The sequence below is a fragment of the Micromonospora sp. NPDC047793 genome (genome assembly GCF_040642635.1).
Classification (GTDB): domain Bacteria; phylum Actinomycetota; class Actinomycetes; order Mycobacteriales; family Micromonosporaceae; genus Micromonospora.
This window is the reverse complement of sequence record NZ_JBEYSG010000011.1, coordinates 39,671-63,044: the sequence shown is the minus strand read 5'-3', so window position 1 is coordinate 63,044 and position 23,374 is coordinate 39,671. Positions and strand designations below refer to the sequence as shown.

The following is a 23,374-nucleotide window of genomic DNA, read 5'->3' as shown; positions in this document are numbered from 1 at the left end:
GAGGCACCGCGCCGCGCCGCGCTCGGTGTCGCGCCGCGCCGCGCTCGGTGTCGCGCCGCGCCGCGCTCGGTGTCGCGCCGCACGCGCTCGGGTGCCGCGCGCTCGTGTGTTAGGAGGGGTCCCCTGCTATACACCAGGCGTTAGCCGGGGGCCCTTCCTTACCTCGGGTCGGTGAGCAGGTCGGACAGGCGGCGGGCCTGGGTCTCCCAGCGCCACTCCCGCTCCACCCAGGCGCGGCCGGCCGCCCCGAACTGGCGGGCCAGGTCCCGGTCGGTGAGCAGGGTGACCACCCGGTCGGTCAGCTCGGCGAGGTCCCGGCCGTCGACCACGTACCCGGTCTCGCCCTCGCGGACCGCGTCGGGCGCGCCGCCGGAGTTGCCGGCCACCACCGGCAGACCGGCCGCCGACGCCTCCAGGTAGACGATGCCGAGTCCCTCCACGTCCAGCCCCCGGTTGCGGGTGCGGCAGGGCATCGCGTAGACGTCACCGGCCGCGTAGTGCGCCGGCAGTTCGGCCTCGGGGATCGAACCGGTGAAGACCACGTCCCGCTCCACCCCGGCCTGGCGGGCCAGCCGGGCCAGCGCCGCCCGGTACGGGCCGCCACCGACCACCAGCAGCGCGGCGTCGGGCACCCGGCGGCGGATCAGCGGCAGTGCCCGGATCAGCATGTCCTGGCCCTTGCGCGGCACCAGCCGGGACACGCAGACCACCACCGGCCGGTCGGAGAGCCCCAGCCGGTGGCGTACCCCGCTGCCGTCGACCGCCGGGTGATAGAAGTCCACGTCCACTCCGGGTGCGAGCCGGCGCAGGTCGGTCAGGCCGTCCAGCGCCCGCGCCAACCGGGTGCGGGTGTACTCGCCGAGGTAGGTCACCACGTCGGCGCCCCGGCCGATGCGCCGCAGCGCGGTCCGGGCCACCGGGAGCGCCGCCCAGCCCACCTCGTGCCCGTGGGTGAGGGCGACCACCCGCCGTACGCCGGCCCGTCGCCGCAGCCCGTTGGCGAGCAGCCCGAGCGGGGCGGCCGCGCCGAACCAGATCGTGTCGCAGTCGTACGCGCGGGCCAGCCGGGCCGCCCGTCGGGCGATCAGCGGGGTGGGCAGCAGCACCTTGGTGCGTTCGCGCACCACCTCGTACGGCTGGTCGGCGTCGAACTTGTCGGCGTCGGGCCAGCTCGACGCGTAGACCACCACCGAGCCGGCGGGCTGGTGCACCGCGAGGTTGTGCACGAAGGACTGGATCCCACCCGGCCGGGGCGGGAAGTCGTTCGTGATCAACAGCGTGCGGCTCATCGGCCGGCCTCTCGGGCGTAGGCGCGGGCGGCGGCGATCCGCTCCACGGTGGACGGGTGCGTGGCGGAGTAGAGGTACTCCCAGCGGGGCGGGTCCGGGTCGCCGAGGTTGACCGAGGAGATCCGGCGCTGCATCGCCTCGAACGCGGCCGGGTCACCGGTCAGCGCCAGCGCGTGCGCGTCGGCGCGTGCCTCCAGCCGCCGCGACATCAGCGCCTGCATCGGCGTGAACACCAGTCCGGCCACCGTGACCAGGGCGAGCAACAGCGGGAACGCGCGGGGCTGGGCGACCGAGTCCACCCCGGCCATGCGCAGCAGCGGCGGCCAGGAGCCGATCAGGTAGAGCGCCACCACGGCCGCCGCCGCGCCCAGCGCGCCGGTGAGCGTGAAGATGGGCACGTCCCGGTCGCGGGCGTGGCCCAGTTCGTGGGCCACCACGGCCTTCACCTCGGCCGGGGTCGCCTCGCGCAGCAGGGTGTCGTAGACCACCACCCGCCGGGTCGGTCCGATCCCGGAGACGTACGCGTTGACCGCGTTGGTGCGCCGGGACGCGTCGGCCACCAGCACGTCGCGCACGGGTACGCCGTCGCGGTCGGCCAGTTCCATCAGCTCGGTGCGCAACGGGCCCGGTTCCATCGGACTGATCCGGTTGAACACCGGCTCGACGAGCACCGGCAGCACGAAGGAGAGCAGCACCACCAGGGTGGCCGCACCGGCCGCGCCGAACGCCCACCACCAGCGGGGCGCCAGCCGGATCACGGTGTAGAAGCCGAGCAGGGCCACCGCGCCGATCACCGCGCTGACCGCGTACGACTTGAGCAGGTCCACCGCCCAGCCGCCCCACCCGTTGGTGGCCAGCCCGTACCGGGTGAGCACGCTGTGCCGCCAGGCGGCGAACGGCAGCGTCAGCAGGTCGGCGACGAGCACCACGGCCAGCCCGCCGAGGATCGCCTGGGCGGTCCAGTGCCCACCGAACGGGCGCCCGGCCAGCTCGACCAGGCGGCTGCCCAGCGGCGTCAACCCGAGCGCCAGCGCCACCAGCAGGCCGATGCCCAGCGCGGCCCAGCCGCCGGGGCGCAGCGCCGCCCGGAACTCCCGGGCCCGCTCGACCTGTTCGGTGGGCAGGTCACGCAGCGCCGCGAGCTGGTCGGCGCGGGGGGCCGGCGGACGCTGCCACGGGATCAGCACCAGCGCGGCCAGCACCACGGTGAGGCCGAGGACGACCAGGGTGAGCACCGCCCAGCCGCGCGGACTCACCGGGCCGTCCTGCCGTCACCACGGCCGGCACCGGGCCCGACGCCCACCGTGCGCCTCATCTCGCCGCTCCTGTCGCCATGGGCGCTCATCCTATTGCCCGCCACGACCGGGGCCGCGCCCGCGCCGAGCAGACCGGGCATCGCCGCCGAGCCGGCCCACCGTCGCGCGCGGTCGCTCGGACCGGCCGGGTCAGGAGCGGGCCAGCCGCCGCAGCAGCGAGTCGGCCCCCAGCGGGTACGCGCCGTGACGGCGTACGCCGTCGGCGACCTCCCGGTCGGAGGAGACCACCACCACCGCGCGACCGGGCGGCTCGGCGCGGACCAGTCGGCGGATCAGTTCGTCGGCGGTCTCCCCCTTGCGGGAGAAGAGCACCCGCACCCCGCGCGGGGTGGGTGGCAGTCCGTGCATGCGTTCGGCGCCGTCGAAGACGACGGTGACCTCGTCACCGGTCTGCGCGGCGATGCCGCCGAGGCCGCTGATCAGTCGCTTGCGTTGTTGCTCCAGGGACATCTCGCCGAAGCCGCGCTTGGTCACGTTGTAGCCGTCGACGACCAGGTGGGCCCGGGGCAGCGCGAGCAGTTGGTCCAACCGGCCCGGGTCGTCGGTGTCCTGGGCGCGGGCGGCGGCACCGGCCGGGGTGGCCGCCGACGAGTCGGCGTAGGTGTCCGCGACGAAGTCGGCCGGCAGTTTGTCGACCGGGTCCAGGGCCAGCTCGCGGCGCAGCCCGACGGCGGCCTGACCGATGGTCTCCAGCAGCAGCCACAGCCGCGCGTCGTCGACCGAACGGGCCTCCTTGGCGCTGGACCGGGCCACCCCGGCCGCCGCCTCGGCCTCGGCCAGTCGCGCCCGGGCCCGGCGCAGCTCGGCGTCGGCGTCGGCCGCCGCGCGGGCGGCGCGGCCCCGCTCGGTGGCGAGCAGTTCGGCCGCCCGGCGCTCGCGGGCCTGGGTCTCCCGGAGCGTACGGGCCAGTTGGCGGGCCTCCTCGCGGAGCTGACCCATCTCCTCACGGACCCGGGCCACCTCGTCGCGCAGCTTGTCGGCCTCGACCCGGGCCACCGCCCGGTCGTGCTCGGCGCGGGTGGCCCGTTGCTCGGCCAGGCGGACCAGCTCGGCGACGACCGCGCTGTCCGCCTCGGCCCGGACCGCCGCGCCGCTGGCGTCGATCAGCTCGCGCCAGCCGCGAGGTCGGGCCAGATAGGCCAGGGCCGCCACCTCGACCGGGTCGGCGGCGGCGGGTGCGGTCCCCTCCACCACGGCGGTGCCGAGGTCACCGGCGTCGGCCAGGACCCGGGCGGTGACCCGCTGCCGGAACAGCGGGTCGGCGGCGAGCTGGGCGGCGATCACGGGCGCGCCGAGTCGGGCCCGGCGGTTGGGGGCGAACTTGGCGACCCGGCGCAACGGCACGGGCACCTCGTCGGAGGGCAGGCTGGGGAGCACGGCGGCGGTGAGCGAGACGATCCGTTGGCGGACCGGCTCGGGCAGGCTCGGCTCCGGCTCCGCCGGCTCTCCAGCGGTCGCCGCCCCGTCGGCAGAACCCACCTCACCAGCGGCCGGCACCGTGACGACCTGCTCCTCCTGCGGGAGGTTGTCGTCGGACGGCTCGGTGAGGGGCATGTGGCAAGTCTCCCACCGCGACCGGGCCCACCGCCTGGTGAGTGAGCCGATCTCTCATCCTAGACCGGTGGTGACGCACGGGACCCATGGGACGCCCGGGACCGGAGTGTCGCACCGGGCGGTTAGCGTGCCGGCGATGGCACAACAGGAGTACCTCCAGCCGGCGCTGGCCGGGCTCGACCCGACCGTCGACGGCGTCGACCCGGCGCTGCCCCTGTACGCGACGACGTTCGTGGTGGTCGACCTGGAGACCACCGGTGGTGCCCCGGACGGCGGCGGGATCACCGAGATCGGCGCGGTCAAGGTGCGCGGCGGCGAGGAGCTGGGGGTGTTGGGCACCCTGGTCAACCCCGGAGTCCCGATCCCGCCGTTCATCACCGTGCTGACCGGCATCACCCAGGCGATGCTGCTGCCGGCGCCACCGATCGAGCAGGTGCTGCCGAGCTTCCTGGAGTTCGTCTCGGACGCCGTGCTGGTGGCGCACAACGCGCCGTACGACGTCGGTTTCCTCAAGGCCGCCTGCGCCCGGCACGGCTACCGCTGGCCGAACCCCCGGGTGCTGGACACCGCCGCACTCGCGCGCCGGGTGCTGCTGCGCGACGAGGTGCCCAACCGCAAGCTCGCCACGCTGGCCGCGTACTTCCGGGCCGGCACCCAGCCGACCCACCGCGCGCTGGACGACGCCCGGGCCACCGTGGACGTCCTGCACGGGCTCATCGGCCGGCTCGGCGGCCACCGGGTCGACACCGTCGGCGACGCCATCGAGTTCTCCCGCGCGGTCACCCCGACCCAGCGCCGCAAACGGCACCTCGCCGAGGGCCTGCCCCGGTCCCCGGGTGTCTACATCTTCCGGGCCGCCGACGACCGGCCCCTCTACGTGGGGACCTCCCGGGACATCGCCACCCGGGTCCGCAGCTACTTCACGGCCGCCGAGAAACGCGCCCGGATGTCGGAGATGCTGGCCGCCGCCGAGCGCGTCGAGGCGGTGGAGTGCGCGCACTCGCTGGAGGCCGAGGTCCGCGAGCTGCGGCTGATCGGGGCGCACGCGCCGCCGTACAACCGACGGTCGAAGTACCCGGAGCGGATGGTCTGGCTGAAGCTGACCGACGGGCCGTACCCCCGGTTGTCGGTGGTCCGGGAGATCTCCCCCGGCGACCGCGCCTACCTCGGCCCGTTCACCTCGCGGCGCACCGCGGAGCTGGCCGCCGCCGGTTTCCACGACGCGGTGCCGCTGCGCCAGTGCACCCACCGGCTGTCGCTGCGCACGATCACCCCCGCCTGCGCCCTGGCCGAGCTGGGTCGCTGCCCGGCGCCCTGCGAGCACCGGATCACCCCCCAGGAGTACGACGACCGCGCGGTGCAGCCGTTCGCCACCGCCACCACCGGTGACCCGCAGCCGGTGGTGGACGCCCTGCTCGCCCGGATCGAGACGCTCGCCGCCGCCCAGCGCTACGAGGAGGCCGCGACGCTGCGGTCCCGGCTGGCCGCGGTGCTCCGGGCCACCGTGCGGATGCAGCGGCTCGCCGCGCTGAGCGGGATCGCCGAGCTGGCCGCCGCCCACCCGGCCGCCGGGGGTGGCTGGGAGCTGGCGCTGGTGCGGCACGGCCGGCTGGCCGGTGCCGGGGTCTCCCCGGCCGGCGTCCACCCTCGACCGACGCTGGTCACGATCCGGGCCACCGCCGAGACGGTGTCGCCCGGTCACGGTCCGGTTCCGGCGGCCACCCCGGAGGAGTCGGAACGGATCCTGTCCTGGTTGGAACGACCGGAGACCCGGCTGGTCGAGATGTCGGACAGTTGGGCCTCCCCGGTGGCCGGCGCGGGCCGCTTCCGGGACCTGCTGGAGAAGGCCGAGAGCGGCGCATCTCACCAACTCTGGTCCGAACGCTCATGAGCAACTGTCCGATCGGACTACGTCGGCTCACTTACTCTGTTAAGGAAGTGCAGTCCTGCCCGTTTCGAGGGTCTGCTCCCGGTTGCCGGTCTCCCGGCACTCGCGGGGTGGGCGTCAGGGGGTGTCCCAGGTGGACGTCGACGCCGGACATGGCGGAGCCCTGGGCGGTGCGCTCCCGACACAGCCGGGTGAGCTGCCCCTGGCCCGTAGGCTCCGCTCACTGCTGACCTGGCCCACCGCCGAGGCCGAGCCGGTCGGCCATCTGGTCCGCACCCACCGTGCCATCCACACCGGCACCGACCCGGCCGTGCTGCGCCGGGCGTACACCATCGCGGAGAACATGCACCGGGGGCAGTTCCGCAAGAGCGGGGAGCCGTTCATCACGCACCCGCTCGCGGTCGCCGAGATCTGCGCCGACCTCGGCATGGACACCACCACCCTGGTCGCGGCGCTGCTGCACGACACGGTGGAGGACACCCGCTACACGTTGCAGGCGCTGGCCGAGGACTTCGGCCACGAGGTGGCGCATCTGGTCGACGGGGTGACCAAGTTCGACAAGGCGTTCTACGGCAAGGCCGCCGAGGCGGAGACCATCCGCAAGATGATCATCGCAGCCGGCAAGGACGTCCGGGTGCTGGTCATCAAGCTCGCCGACCGCCTACACAACATGCGGACCCTGGGCGTACGCTCGGCCGCCTCGCGGGAGCGGATCGCCCGTAAGACGCAGGAGGTGCTGGTACCCCTCTGCGACCGGCTCGGCATCCAGACCCTGAAACGGGAGCTGGACGACGTGGTGCTGCTGCACCTGGAGCCGGACGAGCACTCCCGCATCGCCCGGCACGTGCACGACCGCCCCGGATGGGACAGCTACCTCGCCGAGGTGGTGACCCAGTCCCGGGTGGCGTTGCGCCGGGGCCGGGTCGACGCCACGGTGGCCCCTCGCCCCCGCCACCTCTACTCGATCTGGAAGGACACCGTGTCCGGCGGGCACACCGTCCCGTACGACCTGCCCCGGATCACCGTCGTGGTGGACGGCCCGGCCACCGACTGTTACGCCGCCCTCGGCGCGATCCACGGGTTGTGGCGCCCGGTGCCGGGCCGGTTCAAGGACTTCATCGCCTCGCCGAAGAACAATCTGTACCGCTCCCTGCACACCACCGTCTGCGGCCCCAAGAACCGCACCGTCGAGGTGCTGATCCGCACCGAGGAGATGCACCGGTCCGCCGAGTACGGCGTGGTGGCCGACTTCCGCTTCCCGCGCTCCGGTGGTGCCCGCGCCGAGCAGCTCGACTGGCTGCGCCGGGTGCTCAACTGGGAGCAGGACGCCGCCGACCCGGCGCAGTTCCTCCAGTCGCTGCGCTGCGACCTGTCCGAGGCGCAGATCCAGGTGGTCGCCGAGGGCCGACAGGTCGTGCTGCCGGGCGGGGCCACCCCGGTCGACCTGGCGTACGAACTCGGCACCGACCGGGGTGACCGGTGCCTGGCCGCCCGGATCAACGGCCGGCTGGTGCCGCTCTCCTCCGAGCTGGAGGAGGGCGACGTGGTCGAGATCTTCACCGAGACCGACGCGGAGAGCGGCCTGGACGCCGAGGTCGCCCCGCGCGGCCCCCGCCGGGAATGGCTCGGGTTCGTCAAGTCGCCGCACGCGCAGATGCAGATCAACCGGTGGTTCGCCGACCACAGCGAGCCCGGCATCTCGATCAGCGACAAGGTGCGCCTCGGCCGGGCCACCATCGGGCTGGCCCTGCGTCAGCACAACCGGGGCCTGGCCAGCGACCTGCCGCTGCTGCGGCTCTCCGAGGAACTCGGCTACCCGGACCTGGAGACCCTGCTGGTGGCGGTCTTCGACCGGGTGATCGAACCGGACACCGTGGTACGCCAGCTCATCGACCTGGTCGACCACCGGCAGTGACCGGCCGGCCGTCCCGCGACGCGCGCCCGGCGTACGGCCACTAGCCTGGAACCATGATCCCCCGCTCGCGCCGCGCCGCACGCGCCGTCGCGTACCAGGTCTTCTACCGGCTGCCCCTGCCGGTACGTCGTCAACTGGTCCGGATGGCGGTACCCAAGTACATCGTCGGCGCCGTCACACTGCTGCGCGACAGCGAGGCCGACGGTGCCGGTCGGCTGCTGCTGCTCCGCCAGCCACCGGGGCGCGGGTGGACACTGCCCGCCGGTCTGCTGCAACGCGGCGAGAACCCGGCGGTGGGTGCGGCCCGCGAACTGCACGAGGAGACCGGCGTCCGACTCGCCCCGGCCCGGCTGACCCCGGCCACACCGAACGCGATCGTGCACGCCAAGGGCTGGGTCGACATGGTCTTCACCGCCGAGGTGCCGGCGTCGACCACCGCGCTGGAGGTGGACGGGGCGGAGGTCTTCGAGGCCGTCTGGCATCCGCTGGACGACCTGCCCAAGCTGACCTGGCCCACCGCCCGGCTGCTCGCCTACTACGGCATCGGCCCGCTGACCGACCGGTTCCCGCCCCCACTCCCCGACACCGCGCCGTGAGCGGCCCGGACGCCGGTCCGACCGGCGCACCGGCGGGCGGGATCTGCGCGGTGGTGCTCGCCGCCGGCGAGGGCACCCGGCTGCGCCCGCTGACCGAGCGGGTGCCCAAGGCGCTCTGCCCGGTGGGCAACGTACCGCTGCTCGACCGGGCCCTGGCCCGGCTCGCCGGTCTCGGCCTCACCGGGCCGGAGACGGTCGCCGTCAACGCCAGCTATCTCGGCGAGCAGGTCGTCGAGCAGGTCGGTACGCGCGCCCACCTCTCCGTCGAGCCCGACGGTCCGCTCGGCACCGCCGGTGGGGTGGGCCGGCTGCGGGACTGGATCGCCGGGCGGGGCGTCCTGGTCGGCAACGCCGACGCGTACCTGGCCGATCCGGCCGCACCACCCGGGCCGGACATCGCCGCGCTGCTGCACGACTGGGACGGTGACTCCGTACGCCTGCTCGGCCGACCCGCGCCGGACCCCACCGCGCCGGGCACCTTCGACGGCCACGTCTTCACCGGCTTCTCGCTGCTCCCCTGGCGGCTGGTCCGGGACCTGCCGCCGGTCTTCGGCGACCTGGTCCGCGCGGTCTGGCGACCGGCCGAGGCCGACGGCCGGCTGACGGTGGTCCCCTACCCGGGAACCTTCGTCGACACCGGCACCCCGACCGACTACCTCGCCGCCAACCTGCACGCCGCCGGCGACGACAGCCTGGTCGACCCGACCGCCTCCGTCACCGGCGGCTGCCACCGCAGCGTGGTCGGCGCGGGTGCCACCGTGGCCGGCGAGGTGACCCGCAGCGTCGTCTGGCCGGGCGCCACCGTCGACGCCGGTGAACGCCTGCACGAGGTGATCCGCACCGCCACCGGCCTCACCGTCCCGGCTGCCTGACCCTGCTTCCTCCGGTTCCTTCCCCGGGGCCGGTCGGATCGGTCGGGTCTGTCCGCCCGATCGGAGCGTGCGGCACCGGTACTCCGGGGCGGGTCCGGCAGGCAGGCCATAGCATGGGCAGCGACGCCGACGAACGGAGAGACCTGCCGTGATCACCGCGATCGTCCTGATCGACTGCGCCACCGACTCGATCCCCGAGGTGGCCGAGGCGCTGGCCGACCTGCCCGGGGTCAGCGAGGTCTACTCGGTGGCCGGACACGTCGACCTGATCGCCATGGTCCGGGTCCGCCAGTTCGAGGAGATCGCGCAGATCATCGCCGGCAGCATCTCCAAGGTGCCCGGAGTGCTCAACACCGAGTCGCACATCGCGTTCCGCGCGTACTCCCGGCACGACCTGGAGGAGGCGTTCGCGATCGGCCTGGGCGCCACCGACTGACGCGCCACCACGCTGCCGGTCCCGGCGCCGAGGTGCTTCGCGGCCCTTCGCATTGGGGAGACCGAGGTCCTTCGCGGCCCCTTTGCTCTGCTTCAACCCACGCAACGGTTCGCGCCGAAGAGCAGTGCGTCGGTTGAAGCAGAGCAAAGGCCGGACAGAGAACTAGCTGGAGTCCTCAGCCGAGCGGTCCGCTTCCTGCCACGACGGGACGAGCCGGTCCATCCCGGAGGACGGACCGGCTCGCCGTGTTCACCGCCGGATCAGCTCTCCTGCGGCACCGGGACCTCGGTGCCACCCGGCGCCGGGGACTCGGTGGTGCCACCCGGGGTCTCCTCGGTGACGCCCGGAGCCGGGGTGGTGCCACCCGGAGCCGGCACCGTGCCACCCGGGCCCGGCGTACCGCTGGCGCTGGTCTGCGGGACCGGGATGCCCAGTTCCTCGGCCAGCGTCACCAGGGCGTCGTAGTGCGCCTGCAGCACCGGCAGCGCGGTCTGCGCGAGCTGGACCACCTGCGGCTCGGTGCCCTGCGAGATCTCCGTCTGGGTCGCCTGGATGGCCTGCAGGTGACCGGCCAGACCCTGGGTCACCCAGAGCCGGTCGAACTCCTCACCACTGGCGTTGTTCAGCTGGTCGAGAGCCGTCCGCTGATCAGGGGTGGGCTCGTTCGGCAACTGGACGTTGAGCTGCCCGGCCACGTCCTGCACCGACTGGTCCAGCTCGGTGTGGTCCGTGACGAACTGCTGCGCCAGCTCCTTGACCTGCTCGTTCTCGGCCTTCTGCTGAGCCAGCTCACCTGCGGCGATCTCGTACAGGTTGACCTGGTGCACCGCCTGCAGGTACTGCGTGTCCTGTTCCGAAGGCTGCGCCGCCGCCTGCGCTGCCGCAGCGGGCGCGACACCCACCAGCACCAGTGCGGCCAGCAGGCCGAGGCGTTTGATACCCAACATGCTTCCTCCCCGTTGAGACGTTGGACCGCACGGATACCCGGCTGGCCGGGGTTATTCCTGCGATCCGACGACGGGCGGGAAGCTCCGGCGGCGGGGTGGAAGGCCCACAACGGGCGTGGCGCCCGCCGGATCTCTCCGGCGGGCGCCACGTCACGCGGTGACGGAACTCAGCGGCGGGACTCGCCGCTGCCGATCTCCTCGCGCTCCGCGCGCGGCTCGACGGGCGGGTGACCCGGCGACACCGGCGCCTCCGCCGGCTTCTCGATCGGGTAGAAGAAGCCCCGGATCGCCGGCCCGAGCGCACCGAGCCGGTTCATCTTCTTCGGCACCACCCAGCCCGCGTAGTCCAGCTCGGTGTGTCCGTGCTCGTCCGGTGCGGTCAGCGGCTGGTGCACCTCGACGAACCGACCGTCCGGCAGGCGCCGGATGATGCCGGTCTCCACACCGTGGGCCAGGACCTCCCGGTCGTGCTGTTGCAGACCGAGGCAGATCCGGTAGGTCACGTAGTACGCCAGCGGCGGAAGGAGCAGCAGACCGATCCGGCCCGCCCAGGTCATCGCGTTCAGGCTGATGTGGAACTTGTCGGCGATGACGTCGTTCGCGCCGGAGAGCGTCAGGATCACGTAGAACGTGATGGCCATGGCGCCCAGGCCGGTCCGGAACGGCACGTCGCGGGGACGCTGGAGCAGGTTGTGGCTCCGGTAGTCCTTCAGGTAGCGGGCCTCCATGAACGGATAGAGCGTGGAGAGCCCGACCAGGATGCCCGGTAGCACCACCGTCGGCCAGAACAGCGGTGGAATCACGTACCCGTCGCCGATGGGTATGTTGATCTCCCAGTCCGGCATCAACCGCGTCGAGCCGTCCAGGAACATCACGTACCAGTCGGGCTGGCTGGCCGCCGAGACCACCCACGCCTCGTACGGGCCGAACAGCCAGAGCGGGTTGATCTGGATCAGGCCACCCATCAGCGCGATCACGCCGAAGACGACCATGAAGAAGCCGCCCTGCTTGATCGCGTACCGGGGGAACATCCGCTCGCCCACGACGTTGTTGTTCGTCCGGCCCGGACCCGGCCACTGGGTGTGCTTCTGCTTGAAGACCAACCCGAGGTGGACGCTGATCAACGCGACCAGCAGACCCGGGATGAGCAGCACGTGGGCGATGAAGAACCGGCTGATGATGATCGTGCCGGGGAACTCGCCGTCGAAGACCGCGGCGGTGACCCAGGTGCCGATCACCGGGATGGAGAGCATGATCGCCGAGGCGATCCGCAGACCGGTGCCGGAGAGGCCGTCGTCCGGAAGCGAGTAGCCGGTGAAGCCGGCCAGGAAGCCCACCCAGAACAGCAGCGAACCGATGATCCAGTTGGTCTCACGCGGCTTGCGGAACGCACCGGTGAAGAAGATCCGGAGCATGTGCACCACGATCGCCGCCATGAACAGCAGCGCGGCCCAGTGGTGCATCTGCCGCATGATCAGGCCGCCCCGGACGTCGAACGAGATGTCCAGCGTCGAGGCGTACGCGGCCGACATCGGCGTACCCCGCAGTGGGGCGTAGCTGCCGTTGTAGATGACCTCGGTCATCGTCGGCTCGAAGAAGAAGGTCAGGAAGACACCGGTCAGCAGCAGGATGATGAACGAGAAGAGCGCGATCTCGCCCAGCAGGAACGACCAGTGGTCCGGGAAGACCTTGTTGAGCAGCTTGCGCAGGGGGGTGGCCACCTGGAAGCGGTCGTCGACCGCCCGGGCGGTGTTGCCCGGAACCGCTGCTACGTCAAACTTGCGCCGCTTCACGGCCGCTCCCAGAAGTCGGGCCCGACGGGTTCGGTGTAATCGGACGTCGCCACGAAGTAGCCCTCGGAGTCCACCTCGATCGGCAACTGCGGCAGCCGCCGGCTGGCCGGACCGAAGATGGGCTTGGCGTTGTCGGTGATCAGGAACTGCGACTGGTGACACGGGCAGAGCAGGCGGTTCGTCTGCTGCTCGTAGAGGCTCGCCGGGCAGCCGGCGTGCGTGCAGATCTTCGAGTAGGCGGCGTAGTTGCCCCACATGTAGTCGCCGTGGCCCTCGCGCTCGTTGTTGCGGCGCGAGGTCTCGGCGTCGGCGTCCCGCAGGTGGATCAGCAGGGTGGGCGAGTCGGCGTGCAGGTTGCTGACCCCGTGCTCGATCCCCGGGAAGACGGTGATCTGGCCGCCGGCGCTGATGTCGGCGGGGCGGATCGGCCGGCCGTCCTCACGGACCAGGCGGATCTTCTGGCCGTCCTGCGGGGCGAAGCCGGTGGTCATCATCTGGTCGTTCTCGTGCGGGTCGGAGATCAGGCCACCGACCAGCGGCGCCGCGGCGACCGCACCGACCGGCACCAGACCGGCCAGCAGCGACATGCCGAGCAGCGGGCGGCGCTTCACGCCGAGCTCGTCGGCCATGTAGAGCATGGTCTGCCCGGTGATCGTCCGGTCCTCGCTGGCCACCACGCCCTCGTGCCGGTCCTGGATCGACACCTCCTTGGGCAGCAGCTTCTTGCCCCAGGTCAGGATGCCGAAGCCGATGCCCAGCAGGGCGATGCCGAGGGTCGTGCCGAGCAGCGGGGTGAAGTACTTGTCCCCGCCACGGCCCGGCTGGTACTCCCAGGGCCACCAGATGTAGACCGCCAGGAAGGCCGTCGCGGCAAGGCCGGTGACCAGGAACATCCCGGCGACCGTACGGACCAGCCGGCGCTCGGCCTTGCTGCCCGGCGCGACCTGCTCCTCGTAGTGGACGATCTCGATGTCGTCCCGACGGGCGCCCTCGCGGACGATGTCGAACCGGCTCAGCGCCGGGTCGTTCACGTCCACCGTCTCTCGGCCCGCGTGGGCTGGCTGCTCGGTGTGGGTGCTCGTTCGCTCGGTCACGACTTGCCCGCAATCCACAGGCTGGCGAAGACGAGTGCGACGATGCCGATCAGGAAGATCGCGACGCCCTCGGTGGAGGGTCCGTACCGGCCCAGGTTGAACCCGCCCGGGTCACCGTCCGACTTCAGCGTCTGCTGGATGTAGGCGATGATGTCGGCCTTCTGCTCCGGCGTGATCTGGTTGTCACCGAAGACCGGCATGTTCTGCGGGCCGCTCAGCATCGCGGCGTAGATCTGCCGGTCGGTGGCGGGCGCGAGGCTCGGTGCGTACTTGCCGGAGGAGAGGGCGCCGCCGCCGCCGCTGAAGGCGTGGCACTGCGAGCAGTTGATCCGGTACAGCTCGCCGCCGACCGCGATGTTGCCGTCCTCGTGCAGGTTGTCGCCGGCCGGCACGACCGGGCCGCCACCGAGCTCCTGGACGTACGCGGCGAGCTGGTCGATCTCGTCCGGGGTGAACACCGCGGGCTTGCGGGCCGCCTGGGCCTCCTGCCGGGCCATCGGCATCCGGCCCGAGCTGACCTGGAACTCGACCGAGGCCCCGCCGACGCCGATGAGGCTCGGCCCGCGCCCCTCGACACCCTGCGCGTTGCGACCGTGGCAGGTCACACAGCTCACGTCGAACAGCGCCCTGCCGTCCGCGGCGGCGCTGCTCAGCGGCGGGTTTTCCTGCGCCGACGCGCTCGGGGCGAGGACGGTGTAGGCGCCGCCGGCCAGCATCAGCGCGGCGACCAGCCGGACGGCGGCACCCAGCCGACGGCGGCCCCTGCTGGGCGCCACGGGCCGCCCGCGCAGCCGCGCGAGCAGGCCGCGTCGGCGGTCGTTGTCAGAAGTCATGACCTGTGTCCTTAACCGGTTGGACCTTGTCTCAGGGGGTGGAGCAACGGCACGGCGCGAGACACGCCAAGATCACTGAAGCCAGTAGATCATGGCGTAGAGCCCGATCCAGACCACGTCGACGAAGTGCCAGTAGTACGACACGACGATCGCCGAGGTGGCCTGGGCCGGCGTGAACCGGCCCATGGTGGTGCGGATCATAAAGATCACGAAGGCGACCAGACCTCCCGCCACGTGCAGGCCGTGGAAGCCGGTGGTCAGGTAGAACATCGACCCGTAGCCGTCCGCGTTGATCTTGATGCCGTGGTGGACCAGCTCCCGGTACTCGTTGAGCTGGCCGAGCAGGAAGATCAGGCCCATCACGAAGGTGATCGTGAACCAGCGCCGCAGCGCGTGCACGTCACCCCGCTCGGCGGCGAACACGCCGATCTGGCAGGTCACCGAGGACAGCACCAGGATCGTCGTGAACGTCGTCGCGTACGGGATGTTCAGGACCTCGGTGTGCATCGCCCACTGCTCCGGCGCCGCCGCGCGGATGGAGAAGTACATGGCGAACAGCGCCGCGAAGAACATGAGCTCGCTGGAGAGCCAGACGATCGTCCCGACGCTGACCATGTTGGGCCGCGTCAGAGAGTGGATCCGGCTCTTGTCAATGGCTGGGGCCGCAGTCACGCGGTCATTATTGCCGTTGACCACGGCCGGCGATCAGCGGGGGGTGAAACCCGTGGTCCGAGTGGCCCGATCGGTACCGTCCGGTTCGCCTGACCTAGGCTGATTGGCGTGCTGGAAACCGACCCGATCACGCTGGCCGTATCGGCCGCGCCGCAGCTGACGGCGGGCGCGATCAGCCCGGCGACGGCCCCGGTGACGGGTGGCGCCGGGTGGCTCGCGGCCGACGCCGGCCCGCCGCCCTTCCAGATCACCGCCGTGGTCACCGAGGCCAGGCTGGACAACTGGCTCGCCGTCGTCCTGGTCGTCGCCGCCGCCCTCTACCTCTACGGAGTGCACCGGCTGCGGCTGCGCGGGGACCGCTGGCCGATCGCCCGGACGGTCTTCTTCCTCGGGCCCGGCCTGGGCGGCATCGCCTCGGTCACGGTCAGCGGACTGCACGCGTACGACACCACGCTGCTGTCGGTGCACATGGTGCAGCACATGGTGCTCTCCATGATCGCGCCGATCTTCCTGGCGCTGGGCGCGCCGGTGACGCTGGCCCTGCGCACGCTGCCGACCCGCCCCCGCAAGCGTCTCCTGGCGGTGCTGCACAGCAGGGTCGTACGGATCTGGACGTTCCCGCTGGTGGCGTTCGCCATCTTCGTGGTGAACCCGTTCGCGCTGTACTTCACCGACCTGTACCGCTACACCCTGGAGAACGTCTGGGCGCACGAGGTGGTGCACGCCCACTTCATCATGACCGGCTGCCTCTTCTTCTGGCCGCTGGTCGGCCTGGACCCGCTGCCCGGACGCTGGCCGTACCCGGGCCGGGCCCTGCTGATGCTGCTGTCGGTGCCGTTCCACACCGTGCTCGGACTGACCGTCATGCAGAGCAGCACCCTGTTCGGTGGCGACTGGTACCCCTCGCTCGGACTGGCCTGGGCCGACCCGTGGGACGACCAGGTGCTCGCCGGAGGCATCCTCTGGGCCGGCGGCGAGTTCGTCAGCGTGACGATGCTCGGCGTCCTGGTGGTGCAGTGGATGCGCTCGGCCGAACGGGAGGCCCGCCGGGTCGACCGCGAACTGGACCGCCAGGAGGCCCGCCAACGTGCGGCGGAGACCGCCGCCGGCTCCCCCACCTGAGCCGGTCGGCGGGGCACGCGGGGCGGCGTGTCCCGGCGGTCGGCACGACCGGTACGATCGGCGGCGCAGCTACGAGGTGGGAGCAAGTCTGACCATGAGCGAGCGCGAGCGAGTCATCGGACTCGGTGCGGTGGTGCCAGCGGACGGCACGGAGCGAAGCGGAGTGTCGGCATGAGTGAGCGTCTGTGCACCGTCCTGCTCTACAGCGACGACCCGCAGGTGCGGGACAGGATGCGGCTCGCCGTGGGCACCCGCCCGGCGTCCGACCTCCGCGTCGAGTTCGTCGAGGCGTCCACCTACGCCGAGTGCGTCCGCGTGGTCGACGACTTCGAGATCGACCTGATGCTGCTCGACGGTGAGGCCAGCCCCGGTGGCGGTCTCGGCATCGCCCGGCAGATCAAGGACGACTACGAGAACTCCCCGCCGACCTGCGTGGTGATCGCCCGCGCCGCCGACCGCTGGCTGGCCGCGTACGCCGAGGTCGACGCCACCCTGGTCCACCCGCTCGACCCGGTGACCACCGCCGCCACGGTGGCCGAGGTCCTGCGGACGCACGCCCCCGCCTGACGCACGCCCGACTCCGGCACCGCCACGGCGCCGGGCGATCCGGCGCCGGTCCCGTCCCACCCGCACTCGTCTGCTCGGGAGGCCCGTCATGGGCGATCGGACCTGGCCACACCTGCTCACCGCGCTGCTGCGCGGCGAGGAACTCTCCGCCGCCGACACCGCCTGGGCGATGGGCGAGATCATGTCCGGCTCGGCCGCGCCGGCCCAGATCGCCGGCTTCGCCGTGGCGCTGCGCGCCAAGGGCGAGACACCGGCCGAGGTGACCGGGCTGGTGGAGGCGATGCTCGGCGAGGCCGTCCCGGTCGAGCTGCCCGAGGAGGTACGCGCCACCGCGCTGGACGTGGTCGGCACCGGTGGCGACCTGGCGCACACCGTGAACATCTCCACGATGACCGCCCTGGTGGTCGCCGGAACGGGCGTCCGCGTCGTCAAGCACGGCAACCGGGCCGCCTCCTCCTCCTGCGGCACCGCGGACCTGCTGGAGTTCCTCGGCATCCCGCTGGACCTCGGTCCGGAGGGGGTGGCCCGCTGCGTCGAGCAGGCCGGTATCGGCTTCTGTTTCGCCGCCCGCTTCCACCCCGGCATGCGGCACGCCGGCCCGGTACGCCGCGAGTTGGGCGTACCCACCGCCTTCAACTTCCTCGGCCCGCTCACCAACCCGGCCCGTCCCCGCGCCGGTGCGGTCGGCTGCTTCGACTCGTCCATGGCACCGGTGATGGCCGCCGTCTTCGCCGCCCGGGGCGACTCGGTGATCGTGATGCGCGGCGAGGACGGCCTCGACGAGTTCACCACCGCCGCACCCACCCGCTTCTGGATCGCGCAGAACGGCACCGTCAGGGAGACCGTGGTGGACGCCACGGACCTCGGGGTACCCCGGGCCACCCTCAGCGACCTGCGCGGCGGTGACGCCGCCTACAACGCCGACGTGGCCCGTCGGCTGCTCGCCGGCGAACCCGGGCCGGTACGCGACGCCGTGCTGGTCAACGCCGCCGCCGCCCTGGCCACCCAGGGTCCGCTGGACGGCGACCTGACCGACGCCCTGCGCGCCGGCCTGGACCGGGCCGCCGAGTCGATCGACTCCGGCGACGCCGCCCGTACGCTCGACCGCTGGATCGAGGTCGCCACCGCCTGACCCGACCCCGTCCAGGCCGGTCGGCCGAGTGCGGAAACGTCGGACGGCCGTGGAAAACTACAGTCGAGTAGTTCCCCACACGACCGCCGGCCGGCACGCGCGGGAGGAGACGCCCCATGTTGGTACGTGAGCTGCACTGTGAGACCTGCGACGGCATGCGGGCCTTCGAGATGCCGCCCTGTGCCGATGGTCACGGCCCCGACTGTCCCGAACTCCTCTGCACCGGATGCGGCACGGCGATCTTCGTCGCCCCCTACGCCTCGCTCTCGCGGGCCACGCCGCCCGCCCGCCGGGCGCTGCACCCACGCCACGCCGCCTGACACCCCCACCCACGTCACCCCGCCCGACGTGGCCGACCCCGGACACGGACACGGGAAAGCCCGCCTCCCTGAGGGAGGCGGGCTTTCACCAGGTCGCTGTGCCGGTCAGTGCTCGGCGGTGCGCCGGGTGCCGCTGTAGTACTCGAACAGCAGGCCGCAGGTGGCGAGGACCACTGCGAGCATGCCGGCGACCAGCAGCCAGAGCTGCCAGAACACCAGGCCGAGGCCGGCGATGGCGGCGGCCAGGGCCAGCCCGAACGGCCAGTAGCTGCCGGGGCTGAAGAAGCCGATCTCGCCCGCGCCGTCGGCGATCTCACCGTCGGGACGGTCCTCGGGACGCAGGTCGATCCGGCGGGAGACGAACCAGAAGAAGCCGCCGCACATCGAGCAGAGCAGGAACGACAGCAGCAGGGCCACGGTGCCGATCCACTCGACCCGACCGCCCGAGTCGGCGAACGTCCAGCCGCCGTAGAGGGCGGTCGCGAAGAGCAGGAACGCGGCGATGATGAGGAAGATGCGCCACTCGGTCTTCATCCGGCGTTACCTCAGCTTCCCGCGCCGGCCGTGGTGTTGGCCTGGTTGAAGTTGTCCTGGGTACGGCGCGTCTCGAACGGCTTCGTGGTGATCGCGTACGGCTCCTCGCCGATGGCGGTCAGCGCGTCCTGGGTCGAAGCCCCGTCCTGCTTGGCGGCGAGGAACCGGTCGAAGTTCTCCGGCGAGACGACCCGCAGCTCGAAGTTCATGAAGGCGTGGTAGCTGCCGCACAGCTCGGCGCAGCGGCCCACGTACGCGCCCTCGGACTCCAGCGAGGAGACCTCGAAGACGTTACGGATGCTGCCCGGCATCACGTCCCGCTTGAACAGCATCTCCGGCACCCAGAAGGAGTGGATGACGTCGCGGCTGGTCTCCTCGAACCGGATGGACCGGTTGCTCGGCAGCACCAGGATCGGGATGACCTCGCTGGTGCCCAGCACCGAGGCGGTGGTCTCGGCGTCCACACCCTGGCCGTCGCGGTAGTTGAACTGCCAGTTCCACTTGAAGGCGACCACCTCGACGGTGACGTCGGGGTTGTTCGTGGTCTTCACCACGTCGGTCTGCACGACCGCGGTGTAGTAGAAGAGCACGGCCACGACCAGCACCGGCGCGATGGTGTAGAGGAACTCCATCGGCAGGTTGTAGCGGGTCTGCACGGGCAGCTCGTTGCCGCGCTTGCGGTAACGCACCACGCACCAGAAGATCAGGCCCCAGACGAAGACGCCGACCACCAGCGCGGCGATGCACGAGGCGATCCACAGGTCGTACATCCGCCGGGATTCCGGCGTGATGCCGCCCTGGGGCCAGCCGAAGCCGCCGAACGCCGCGCCGACGTCACAGCCCGTGAGCAGGACCAGCAGCGCCGCCCCGCCGAAGCCGAGCCCGGCAAGACGCCCGGCGCGACGCCCCCGACGCCCGACGGCTCCTGGGGATGCGCTGCTCCGCACGGCCGTCGGCCGTACCTCCGAACTCCTTGCGACCACCTGGTCCTGCCTCCCTAGCGCGCCGCGGTGCTTCCTCGGTCGGGCCGGCTCCGCCGAGCGGAACCACCACACCAGCGGCAAAGGCGTCACCGACGGTCGCAGATTACTCGACCATGACGGGCTCGACCCGGTTGGGGTCACTCTCCGCCCTGGACGGGGGATCTTGCGTCGACCGAGGCGATAGCGTGGGCAGACGTGATTCCTTCCCCGGTCTACCTGGACGCGGCCACCGCCGCGCCGCTGCATCCGGTCGCCCGGCAGGCGCTGCTGGCCGCCCTCGACGACGGTTGGGCCGACCCGGATCGGCTCTACACCCAGGCCCGCCGCGCACGCCAACTGCTCGACGCCGCCCGCGAGGCGACGGCGGACACCCTCGGCGTACGCCCCGACGAACTCTCCTTCACCCCCAGCGGTACGAGCGCGGCGCACGCGGCCGTGCTGGGCGGCCTGGCCGGTCGTCGACGTGTCGGGGCGGGGCTGGTGCACTCGGCGATCGAGCACTCGGCGGTGCTGCACGCGGCCGAGCAGCACGTGGCGCGGGGCGGCACCGCGATCGAGGTGCCGGTCGACCGGTCCGGCCGGCTGGACCCGGTGACCTGGTCGGCGGCGGTGGCACGGCCCGAGGTGGCGCTGGCCGCGCTGATCGCCGCCAGTCACGAGGTGGGCACCGTGCAGCCGGTCGAGGAGGCGGCAGTGGCCTGCGCCGAGGCCGGGGTGCCGTTGTACGTCGACGCCGCCCAGGTCGTGGGGCGGGTACCGGTGCCGGCCGGCTGGTCGGTGTTGACCGCGAGTGCCCGCAAGTGGGGCGGTCCGCCGGGCGTCGGGCTGCTGGTGGTCCGCAAGGGCACCCGCTGGGAGTCGCCGTGGCCGTCGGACGAGCACGAGTCGGGGCGTACGCCCGGCACGGTCAACCTGCCGGCGGTCGTCGCGGCGGCGGCGAGCCTGCGCGCGGCGGCGGCCGACGCCGACGTCGAGGCGGCCCGGCTGACGCCGCTGGTGGACCGGATCCGGGCCCGCGTGGCGGCCGACGTGCCGGACGTGGAGGTGGTCGGCGATCCGGTGCGCCGGCTGCCGCACCTGGTCACCTTCTCCTGTCTCTACGTCGACGGCGAGGCGCTGCTGCACGCGCTGGACCGGCGAGGCTTCGCGGTGTCGTCGGGCTCGTCCTGCACCTCGTCGACGTTGCGCCCGTCGCACGTGCTGGAGGCGATGGGGGTGCTGTCGCACGGCAACGTCCGTGTCTCACTGCACCGGGGCACCACCGAGGCGGACGTGGACCGCTTCCTCACCGAGTTGCCGCAGATCGTGGCCGACCTGCGGGCCGAGGCGGGGGTGGTGGGGCTGTGACGACCCCCGACGAGGTGCTCGACTGTCTCGGTCAGCGGTGCCCGCTGCCGGTGATCGCGCTGGCCCGCCGACTGCCGTCCCTGCCGGTCGGCGCGGTGATCCGGGTGCTCGCCGACGATCCGGCGGCGGCGGTGGACATCCCGGCCTGGTGCCGGATGCGCCAGCAGGAGTTCCTCGGTGCCGCCCCCGGCCCCGGCTACGACGTCCGCCGCTCCGCGTGAAAGGCGGCATCCACCGGCCGCTGTGAAAGGAAGGGCACCTTATTAACGCCTCGTGCATAGCCGGGGTCCCCTGCTAACACCTGAACCTCGTGTAGACGACGATCGGCTCTCGATCCCGTCCGCCGTAGCGGAACCGCTCGGGATCGAGAGCCGAGACACCGTGACGGTGCAGTGGTCAGGGCAGCAGGTGGGGGCGGACCTCGTCGGAGGCCTCGTCGCCGTACGACTCGGCGAGGCGCTTGACGAACAGGTCGCGGCGCACCTGGTACTCCTGGGTGCCGACCGTCTCCAGCACCAGGGCGGCCAGCAGCGAGCCGACCTGCGCGGCGCGCTCCAGCCCGACGCCCCAGGAGAGCGCGGTGAAGAAACCGGCACGGAAGCCGTCGCCGACGCCGGTGGGATCGATCGCCTGGGCCTCGCGGGCGATCGGCACGTGGATCGGCGCGAAGTCCCGCCCGGCGATCTCCACCCCGTCCTTGCCCAGCGTGGTGACCCGGATCCGGACCCGATCCAGCAGCTGCGCGTCGCTCAGTCCGGCCTTGCTCTGCAGCAGCGACTTCTCGTAGTCGTTGGTCATCAGGTACTCGGCGCCGTCGATGAGCGACACCACGTCCTCGCCCTCCATCCGGGCGAGTTGCTGGGACGGGTCGGCGGCGAACCGGTATCCGCGCTCACGGCACTCGGCGGAGTGGCGCAGCATGGCCGCCGGGTCGTTGGCACCGACCAAGACCAGGTCCAGCCCACCGAGCCGCTGCGCGACGGGGTGCAGCTCGATGTTGCGCGCCTCGCTCATCGCGCCGGCGTAGAAGGAGGCGATCTGGCACATGTCCGTGTCGGTGGTGCAGACGAAGCGGGCGGTGTGCGCCACCTCGCTGACGTGCACCGAGTCGCAGTCCACCCCGTGCCGCTCCAGCCAGGAGCGGTAGTCGGCGAAGTCGGCGCCGACGGCCCCGAGCAGCACTGGGCGCAGGCCGAGCTGCCCCATGCCGAACGCGATGTTCGCCGCCACGCCGCCCCGGCGCAGCACCAGGTCGTCCACCAGGAAGGAGAGCGAGACCTTGTGCAGCTGGTCGGCGATGAGCTGGTCGGCGAACCGGCCCGGGAAGCTCATCAGGTGGTCGGTGGCGATCGAGCCGGTCACGGCGATCTTCATGTCAACCCTCGGGGTCGGGATCAGGGCGCGGTCAGCCTACCGGCCCCACGCTCGCCGAGCGACCAGCCCGCTCAACCTCCCCCACCGCCCACTTACCCACCCACCACCCCAAACCATCCCGCCCCCGGCCAACCCACCAACCACACCCCCGTACCCGTACCGACCGCGTTGTCGATCAAGAGGTTTTCGCCCTCCCGACCGCCTCCCGGGCGACCAAACCTCTTGATCAACTCAGACAGGGCGGGGCGGGGCGGGGCGGGGAGGGAGGGGGAATGCGCGACGGCGGAACGGCCCAGGGGGCCGTTCCGCCGTCGGAGGTCGGAGACTCAGCTGAAGGAGTCGCCGCAGGCGCAGGAGTTGCCTGCGTTGGGGTTGTCGATGGTGAAGCCCTGGGCGTCGATCCGGTCGGCGAAGTCGATGGTGGCGCCGGTCAGGTAGGGGGCGCTCATCCGGTCGACGACCACCTCGACACCGTCGTAGTCGGTGACGACGTCACCGTCGAGCGAACGCTCGTCGAAGAAGAGCTGATACCGCAGGCCGGAGCAGCCACCCGGCTGCACGGCGACGCGGAGCCGCAGGTCGTCGCGGCCCTCCTGCTCGATCAGGGCCTTGACCTTCTGCGCCGCGACGTCGGTGAGGACGACGGACGTGGGGGCCTGGGCCTCGGTCGACTCGGTCTGCGCTGGCGTGGTCACGTGGAATTCTCCCTGCGCGCGTTCGAAGAAGTGGTCTTCCCCTGGCCAACGTCGTTCGCCGGTCAGCGATTCCCACAGCGGTCCAGCTTCTGATT

At 72.2% G+C, this 23,374-nt stretch carries 23 protein-coding genes; 11 read left to right on the top strand and 12 right to left on the bottom strand.

Going from position 1 to position 23,374, the window contains the following annotated elements:
• Nucleotides 1-158 precede the first annotated feature (158 nt).
• The 3 genes from ABZ738_RS21495 to ABZ738_RS21485 form a co-directional block, all read right to left on the bottom strand.
• On the bottom strand, nt 159-1,289 hold the full coding sequence (locus ABZ738_RS21495) for a glycosyltransferase family 4 protein (protein WP_131054283.1): 1,131 nt from the start codon (nt 1,287-1,289) through the stop codon (nt 159-161).
• The gene (locus ABZ738_RS21490; RefSeq protein ID WP_357215728.1) at nt 1,286-2,545 is read right to left on the bottom strand and encodes a M48 family metallopeptidase; all 1,260 of its coding nucleotides are present in this window, start codon (nt 2,543-2,545) and stop codon (nt 1,286-1,288) included. The genes ABZ738_RS21495 and ABZ738_RS21490 overlap by 4 nt, the downstream gene beginning before the upstream one ends.
• Before the next feature lie 189 nt (nt 2,546-2,734).
• A complete protein-coding gene (locus ABZ738_RS21485) occupies nt 2,735-4,159 on the bottom strand; it encodes an NYN domain-containing protein (protein ID WP_176094911.1) in 1,425 nt (474 codons plus the stop codon).
• Between the two features lie 136 nt (nt 4,160-4,295).
• Here ABZ738_RS21485 and ABZ738_RS21480 point away from each other — a divergent pair, with 136 nt between their 5' ends.
• The 5 genes from ABZ738_RS21480 (at nt 4,296) to ABZ738_RS21460 (ending at nt 9,866) form a co-directional block, all read left to right on the top strand.
• Nucleotides 4,296-6,050, top strand: a complete 1,755-nt coding sequence (locus tag ABZ738_RS21480) for a DEDD exonuclease domain-containing protein (RefSeq protein WP_357215724.1) — start codon at nt 4,296-4,298, stop codon at nt 6,048-6,050.
• Nucleotides 6,051-6,180: 130 nt separating this feature from the next.
• A complete protein-coding gene (locus tag ABZ738_RS21475) occupies nt 6,181-7,962 on the top strand; it encodes an HD domain-containing protein (protein WP_131054103.1) in 1,782 nt (593 codons plus the stop codon).
• Between the two features lie 53 nt (nt 7,963-8,015).
• On the top strand, nt 8,016-8,558 hold the full coding sequence (locus tag ABZ738_RS21470; RefSeq protein WP_131054104.1) for an NUDIX domain-containing protein: 543 nt from the start codon (nt 8,016-8,018) through the stop codon (nt 8,556-8,558).
• Nucleotides 8,555-9,430 carry a sugar phosphate nucleotidyltransferase gene (locus ABZ738_RS21465; protein ID WP_236145817.1) on the top strand — a complete coding sequence of 292 codons (876 nt, stop codon included), beginning with the start codon at nt 8,555-8,557 and terminating at the stop codon, nt 9,428-9,430. The genes ABZ738_RS21470 and ABZ738_RS21465 overlap by 4 nt, the downstream gene beginning before the upstream one ends.
• 148 nt (nt 9,431-9,578) lie before the next feature.
• A complete protein-coding gene (locus ABZ738_RS21460) occupies nt 9,579-9,866 on the top strand; it encodes an Lrp/AsnC ligand binding domain-containing protein (protein ID WP_131054105.1) in 288 nt (95 codons plus the stop codon).
• A gap of 260 nt (nt 9,867-10,126) precedes the next feature.
• On the opposite strand, the gene ABZ738_RS21455 is transcribed toward ABZ738_RS21460, so the two are convergent.
• The 5 genes from ABZ738_RS21455 to ABZ738_RS21435 form a co-directional block, all read right to left on the bottom strand.
• The gene (locus tag ABZ738_RS21455) at nt 10,127-10,813 is read right to left on the bottom strand and encodes a DUF4142 domain-containing protein (RefSeq protein WP_357215719.1); all 687 of its coding nucleotides are present in this window, start codon (nt 10,811-10,813) and stop codon (nt 10,127-10,129) included.
• A gap of 167 nt (nt 10,814-10,980) precedes the next feature.
• Nucleotides 10,981-12,606, bottom strand: coding sequence for a cytochrome b N-terminal domain-containing protein (locus ABZ738_RS21450; RefSeq protein ID WP_357215716.1), 1,626 nt, complete (start codon nt 12,604-12,606; stop codon nt 10,981-10,983).
• Nucleotides 12,603-13,700 (bottom strand): Rieske 2Fe-2S domain-containing protein, encoded by a 1,098-nt coding sequence (locus ABZ738_RS21445; protein ID WP_131054108.1) that lies wholly within the window; start codon nt 13,698-13,700, stop codon nt 12,603-12,605. Before ABZ738_RS21445 ends, ABZ738_RS21450 begins: the two co-directional genes overlap by 4 nt.
• On the bottom strand, nt 13,697-14,533 hold the full coding sequence (locus ABZ738_RS21440) for a cytochrome c (RefSeq protein ID WP_357215713.1): 837 nt from the start codon (nt 14,531-14,533) through the stop codon (nt 13,697-13,699). The genes ABZ738_RS21445 and ABZ738_RS21440 overlap by 4 nt, the downstream gene beginning before the upstream one ends.
• Before the next feature lie 72 nt (nt 14,534-14,605).
• On the bottom strand, nt 14,606-15,205 hold the full coding sequence (locus ABZ738_RS21435) for a heme-copper oxidase subunit III (RefSeq protein ID WP_162854382.1): 600 nt from the start codon (nt 15,203-15,205) through the stop codon (nt 14,606-14,608).
• A gap of 171 nt (nt 15,206-15,376) precedes the next feature.
• Between ABZ738_RS21435 and ABZ738_RS21430 the strand changes: the two genes are divergently transcribed.
• The 4 genes from ABZ738_RS21430 to ABZ738_RS21415 all read left to right on the top strand — a co-directional run bounded on the left by ABZ738_RS21430 (nt 15,377) and on the right by ABZ738_RS21415 (nt 18,346).
• Nucleotides 15,377-16,327 carry a cytochrome c oxidase assembly protein gene (locus tag ABZ738_RS21430; RefSeq protein ID WP_236145928.1) on the top strand — a complete coding sequence of 317 codons (951 nt, stop codon included), beginning with the start codon at nt 15,377-15,379 and terminating at the stop codon, nt 16,325-16,327.
• A gap of 171 nt (nt 16,328-16,498) precedes the next feature.
• On the top strand, nt 16,499-16,894 hold the full coding sequence (locus tag ABZ738_RS21425) for a hypothetical protein (protein ID WP_131055539.1): 396 nt from the start codon (nt 16,499-16,501) through the stop codon (nt 16,892-16,894).
• 88 nt (nt 16,895-16,982) lie between these two features.
• The gene (gene trpD / locus ABZ738_RS21420) at nt 16,983-18,026 is read left to right on the top strand and encodes an anthranilate phosphoribosyltransferase (RefSeq protein WP_357215709.1); all 1,044 of its coding nucleotides are present in this window, start codon (nt 16,983-16,985) and stop codon (nt 18,024-18,026) included.
• Nucleotides 18,027-18,142: 116 nt separating this feature from the next.
• Entirely contained in the window at nt 18,143-18,346 is a 204-nt protein-coding gene (locus ABZ738_RS21415; protein WP_131055535.1) for a hypothetical protein, read from the top strand.
• Between the two features lie 105 nt (nt 18,347-18,451).
• Here the strand turns inward: ABZ738_RS21415 and ABZ738_RS21410 are convergent, their stop codons facing one another.
• Together ABZ738_RS21410 and coxB are read right to left on the bottom strand one after the other, a co-directional pair.
• A complete protein-coding gene (locus ABZ738_RS21410; RefSeq protein ID WP_131055533.1) occupies nt 18,452-18,880 on the bottom strand; it encodes a cytochrome c oxidase subunit 4 in 429 nt (142 codons plus the stop codon).
• Between the two features lie 11 nt (nt 18,881-18,891).
• Complete coding sequence (gene coxB / locus ABZ738_RS21405) at nt 18,892-19,863, bottom strand: cytochrome c oxidase subunit II (RefSeq protein ID WP_176094917.1); 972 nt, start codon at nt 19,861-19,863, stop codon at nt 18,892-18,894.
• Nucleotides 19,864-20,058: 195 nt separating this feature from the next.
• Between coxB and ABZ738_RS21400 the strand changes: the two genes are divergently transcribed.
• Together ABZ738_RS21400 and ABZ738_RS21395 are read left to right on the top strand one after the other, a co-directional pair.
• Complete coding sequence (locus tag ABZ738_RS21400) at nt 20,059-21,210, top strand: aminotransferase class V-fold PLP-dependent enzyme (protein WP_357215705.1); 1,152 nt, start codon at nt 20,059-20,061, stop codon at nt 21,208-21,210.
• On the top strand, nt 21,207-21,431 hold the full coding sequence (locus ABZ738_RS21395; protein WP_131057789.1) for a sulfurtransferase TusA family protein: 225 nt from the start codon (nt 21,207-21,209) through the stop codon (nt 21,429-21,431). Before ABZ738_RS21400 ends, ABZ738_RS21395 begins: the two co-directional genes overlap by 4 nt.
• A 175-nt stretch (nt 21,432-21,606) precedes the next feature.
• Here ABZ738_RS21395 and ABZ738_RS21390 read toward each other — a convergent pair whose 3' ends face one another.
• Nucleotides 21,607-22,584: a carbohydrate kinase family protein gene (locus ABZ738_RS21390; protein WP_131057788.1), complete on the bottom strand. Its 978-nt coding sequence runs from the start codon at nt 22,582-22,584 to the stop codon at nt 21,607-21,609.
• 326 nt (nt 22,585-22,910) lie between these two features.
• The gene (erpA, locus tag ABZ738_RS21385) at nt 22,911-23,279 is read right to left on the bottom strand and encodes an iron-sulfur cluster insertion protein ErpA (protein WP_131056096.1); all 369 of its coding nucleotides are present in this window, start codon (nt 23,277-23,279) and stop codon (nt 22,911-22,913) included.
• Between the last annotated feature and the right edge of the window lie 95 nt (nt 23,280-23,374).